The 3767-nt window shown below is 73.3% G+C and carries 3 protein-coding genes and 2 pseudogenes; 4 read left to right on the plus strand and 1 reads right to left on the minus strand.

Features of this window, described 5'->3' with window-relative positions; all coding sequences use genetic code 11:
- The 4 genes and pseudogenes from DKL51_RS11205 to DKL51_RS11220 form a co-directional block, all read left to right on the plus strand.
- A pseudogene (locus tag DKL51_RS11205) lies at positions 1-805 on the plus strand (ATPase); the annotation flags it as partial.
- A gap of 2 nt (positions 806-807) precedes the next feature.
- Positions 808-1212, plus strand: a complete 405-nt coding sequence (locus DKL51_RS11210) for a roadblock/LC7 domain-containing protein (RefSeq protein ID WP_109948039.1) — start codon at positions 808-810, stop codon at positions 1210-1212.
- Between the two features lie 100 nt (positions 1213-1312).
- Positions 1313-1690, plus strand: a complete 378-nt coding sequence (locus DKL51_RS11215; RefSeq protein WP_109948040.1) for a DUF742 domain-containing protein — start codon at positions 1313-1315, stop codon at positions 1688-1690.
- Between the two features lies 1 nt (position 1691).
- The gene (locus DKL51_RS11220) at positions 1692-2285 is read left to right on the plus strand and encodes a GTP-binding protein (protein ID WP_091260490.1); all 594 of its coding nucleotides are present in this window, start codon (positions 1692-1694) and stop codon (positions 2283-2285) included.
- A gap of 375 nt (positions 2286-2660) precedes the next feature.
- Here the strand turns inward: DKL51_RS11220 and DKL51_RS11225 are convergent.
- A pseudogene (locus DKL51_RS11225) lies at positions 2661-3767 on the minus strand (transposase); the annotation flags it as partial.

Raw genomic sequence — 3767 nt, forward strand, 5'->3', positions numbered from 1 at the left:
TACGGAGACCCCGCCCGCTGCGCCGCAGGCCCCTGCCATGCCGCAGGCCGGCATGCCGCCCGCCGCGCCGCCGGTGGTCAGCCGGCCGGTCCCCGCGCCGATGGCGAGCCGGCCGCAGCCGCCGCAGACGCCACAGCAGGCCGGGAACCGCCAGCGGTACGCGGACGAGACGATGGAGCTGCCGATCTTCCGGGAGCTCGAGTCGAACTGGTTCCGCACCCGCCGACCGGGTCCGGAGGAGGCGGCCGCCGCGCAGGCCGGGGCGGCGAACGGTGCCGAGACCCAGCAGTTCACCAAGGTCGACGCCACCGGTCGGGCCGTCCAGCAGACACCACCCGGGACGACAGGTAACGCACCGATGGCACACACCCCGACGGCCGGCGGAGCGCCGCGCGACAACGGGCCGACGACGAACGGCGGCGTCCGCCCCGGTTACGGCGGGGCCCTGCCCACCCGGCAGCCCTCGAAGCAGACCGGCGGCTGGCAGAGCGCGGCCGACGACGGCTGGCGTGCCGCCTCCGCGGCCACCGAGGTGCCGGTGGCGGAGACCACCCAGAAGGGGCTGCCCAAGCGCGTGCCGATGGCACAGCTGGTCCCCGGTGGTGTGGAGAAGCCGTCCGCCTCGGTGCAGCGGCGGACACCGGAGGGCGTTCGCGGTCTTCTCTCGGCCTACCATCGGGGCGTACAGCGGGGGCGTAACCACCCGAACGACAACTCGACCAGCCCGGAGGCGACTCCGGGCGGGCAGCAGTCCTCGCAGTCTGGCTCAGGCCCGGTGGCCGGGAGCGGGCAGAAGGAGCAATAAGGATGACAACTACGCAGGATCTCGGTTGGCTGCTCGCCAACTTCGCCGATCGGGTGCCCGGTGTGGCGCACGCGATCGCCGTCTCCGCGGACGGCCTGCTCCTCGCGTCGTCTCGTGACCTTCCGCGGGACCGGGCCGACCAGCTGGCCGCCATCTCCTCCGGGCTGGTCAGCCTGACCCAGGGCGCCGCCCGCTGCTTCGAGGGCGGCGCGGTACTGCAGACGGTCGTCGAGATGGACAACGGCTTCCTGTTCCTGATGTCCATCTCGGACGGCTCGTCGTTCGCGGTCCTCGCCGCGCGCAGCTGCGACGTCGGGCAGGTCGGTTACGAGATGGCCCTGCTCGTCGACCGGGTGGGCGACGCTCTGACCCCGCAGCCGCGTACGGCTGTCGGGATGATGGGCTGATCGACGCGCTGACCGGTGGGTCAGGGGCGGCAACAACTACGACAACGACGAGTTCCACCGGGGCGAGCCGGTGCCGGGTACGAAGGAGGTGAGCGGCGATATGGCAGATCGTGACGAACCGACCGGGGCGCTGGTCCGTCCATACGCCGTGACCCGTGGTCGTACCCGTCCCCGGCTGGACATCGCGCTGGAGGCGCTCGTCGAGACGACGGTGCGCGGTCGGGCCGCTGCCAGTGGATCTGGCGGCGGCGGCCGTGAACACCAGTACATCGCCGCGCTGTGTGACGGACGCGTGCAGTCACTCGCCGAGATCGCGGCGCGGATGCAGCTTCCGCTCGGCGTGGCCCGGGTGCTCATCGCCGACATGGCGACGGACGGCCTGGTCGCGGTCCACGAGCCGACCATCCTGGACGACTCCGACGACGCGGTGGGCACTGAACTGCTGGAGAGGGTGCTGAGTGGACTTCGCAGGCTCTGACATGTCGCACCGGCCGCCGGCCCCGAGCGGGCGCGTGACGTCGGCGAAGATCGTTATCGCCGGTGGATTCGGCGTCGGCAAGACGACGCTGGTCGGCTCGGTCTCGGAGATCACGCCGCTGACCACCGAGGCGATCATGACCTCCGCCGGCGTGGGCGTCGACGACACCCGGCAGGTGCCGGGCAAGACGACCACCACGGTGGCGATGGACTTCGGTCGTATCTCGATCGATCGCGACCTGATCCTGTACCTGTTCGGTACGCCGGGTCAGACGCGGTTCTGGTTCATGTGGGATGAACTGGTCCGGGGTGCCATCGGCGCCGTGGTGCTGGTGGACACCCGCCGACTGGCCGACTGCTTCGCCGCGATCGACTTCTTCGAGCACCGGCGGCTGCCGTACCTGGTGGCCATCAACTGCTTCGACGGGATGCAGTACCACGACCCGCAGGACGTCCGGGACGCATTGGCGATCTCCAGCGACGTGCCGGTTGTGGCCTGCGACGCGCGCAACCGCGAGTCGACGAAGCACGTGCTGATCTCGCTGGTCGAGTACGTGCTGACCATGCGGCGGTCGCGGGCGGTCGCCCCCGCCTGATCGGCGACTTCAGCGCCCGGTGACAGCCTCGGCGGTCACCGGGCGCTTCTCGCTGTCCGGTGAACGGTTGAGCCGGCCACCGACAGGTCCGGAGCGGACCGGCTGGATCGGACGGCCAGGCGGATGAGGCGTCCCGGTTCACCCAACACGCCGAGCGAGTCCCGCTCCGTGCCGCCCTGCCAGCCGCAGCCGTCCACGGTCGACGCTGCTGGTCACCCGAGCCTCAGTGGCGTGCAGGTGCAGCGCGTCGCAAGCGGACGGGGCGGAGCCGCTGAAGCCGCCGCACCGCTGGCGGTAGCCTGGCGGCCACCTCGACAGCGACGTGGCCGACGGCGCGCGGCCGGCAGCCCGCAGGGGGAGGCGGTGGCGGAACGGTCAGGAGCGGTAGCCGGCGGAGCGGTACTCGTACTCCCGGTCGTCGTCCCGGTCGCCCGTGTCGCGGCTGAAGTCCCAGCCGCCGGCCGCTTCCCGGCCCGGACGGCCGCCGACTGCGAACCCGCCGATCTCCTGACCACGACGCCAGCCGCGGAAGTAGCCGGTGGTGTTCTCGGCGAGGCTGGCCGCGTTCCGGACGATCCGCAGTGGACGCTCCTCGCGCAGCGGCGAGCCGGGCACCAGGTTGGCCTGGGGCACCCGCTTCGGCAGACCGGCCGAGGTCTCGTCGCCCACCGCCGGGCGGGCGGCCTGCTCGGCGGCCTGCCAGCCGGTGTCCGCAGTGGTCGCCCAGTCCAGCTCGGCCTCGTCGCCGTGCCCGACGAACCAGGCGGACTTGGCGGCGGCGAAGATCAGCAGGTCGCCGTCGCCCTCGTCGGAGACCGGCGGGGGCCGGTGCTCCTTCGGCGCGGGCCGTCGTTCCGCCGGAGCCGGGAGGTCGGCGCGGGGGGCCGGCCGGCCATTGCGGGCGGCCTCCTCCCGATCGACCAGCCGCAGCGGCGGATTGTCCAGACCCGGGTCGGTCGGCGGGTTCCCGCCGTCCCGGAGCGCCCGGTCGGCCAGCGGCGGCGGCTCGACCAGCCGCAGCATCGGTGGCTCCTGGGGCAGATCGTCGGCGAGCCACGGCGGGGTGACCCGACCCGGGTCGCTCGGTGCGTCGATGTTCCGGCCACGGTCGCCGTACCCGTAGGCGGCTGGCGCCTCGGGGGCCCGTTCGTCCTGGTCGTCGCTGCCGTTGACCAGCGGCCAGTTGGCCCGGGAGCCCGGGGGAGCGGACTCCTGGCCGGGGCGCGGCGTCGGCACGGGGATGCTCAGGTCCGTCGCGCTGAAGCCGCCGGTCGGTGGCTCCTGCTGCGGCGTGGTCTTGGGCCGGGGCGGGATGACCGTCCGCTGCCGCTCGGCGCGGGCGCTGTTGATCGCCGCCGTGGTCAGCGTGGGGCGGAACGGCTCGCCGGCCTCGGCCGGCGGCACGTTGCCCCGCTGGGCCGGAGCGATCGGGGTGATCCCGGGTGGCGGCGGGGGCGGCGCGGACACCGGACGGTTGGTGGG

The sequence above is a fragment of the Micromonospora globispora genome (assembly GCF_003857015.1).
Lineage (GTDB): Bacteria > Actinomycetota > Actinomycetes > Mycobacteriales > Micromonosporaceae > Micromonospora > Micromonospora globispora.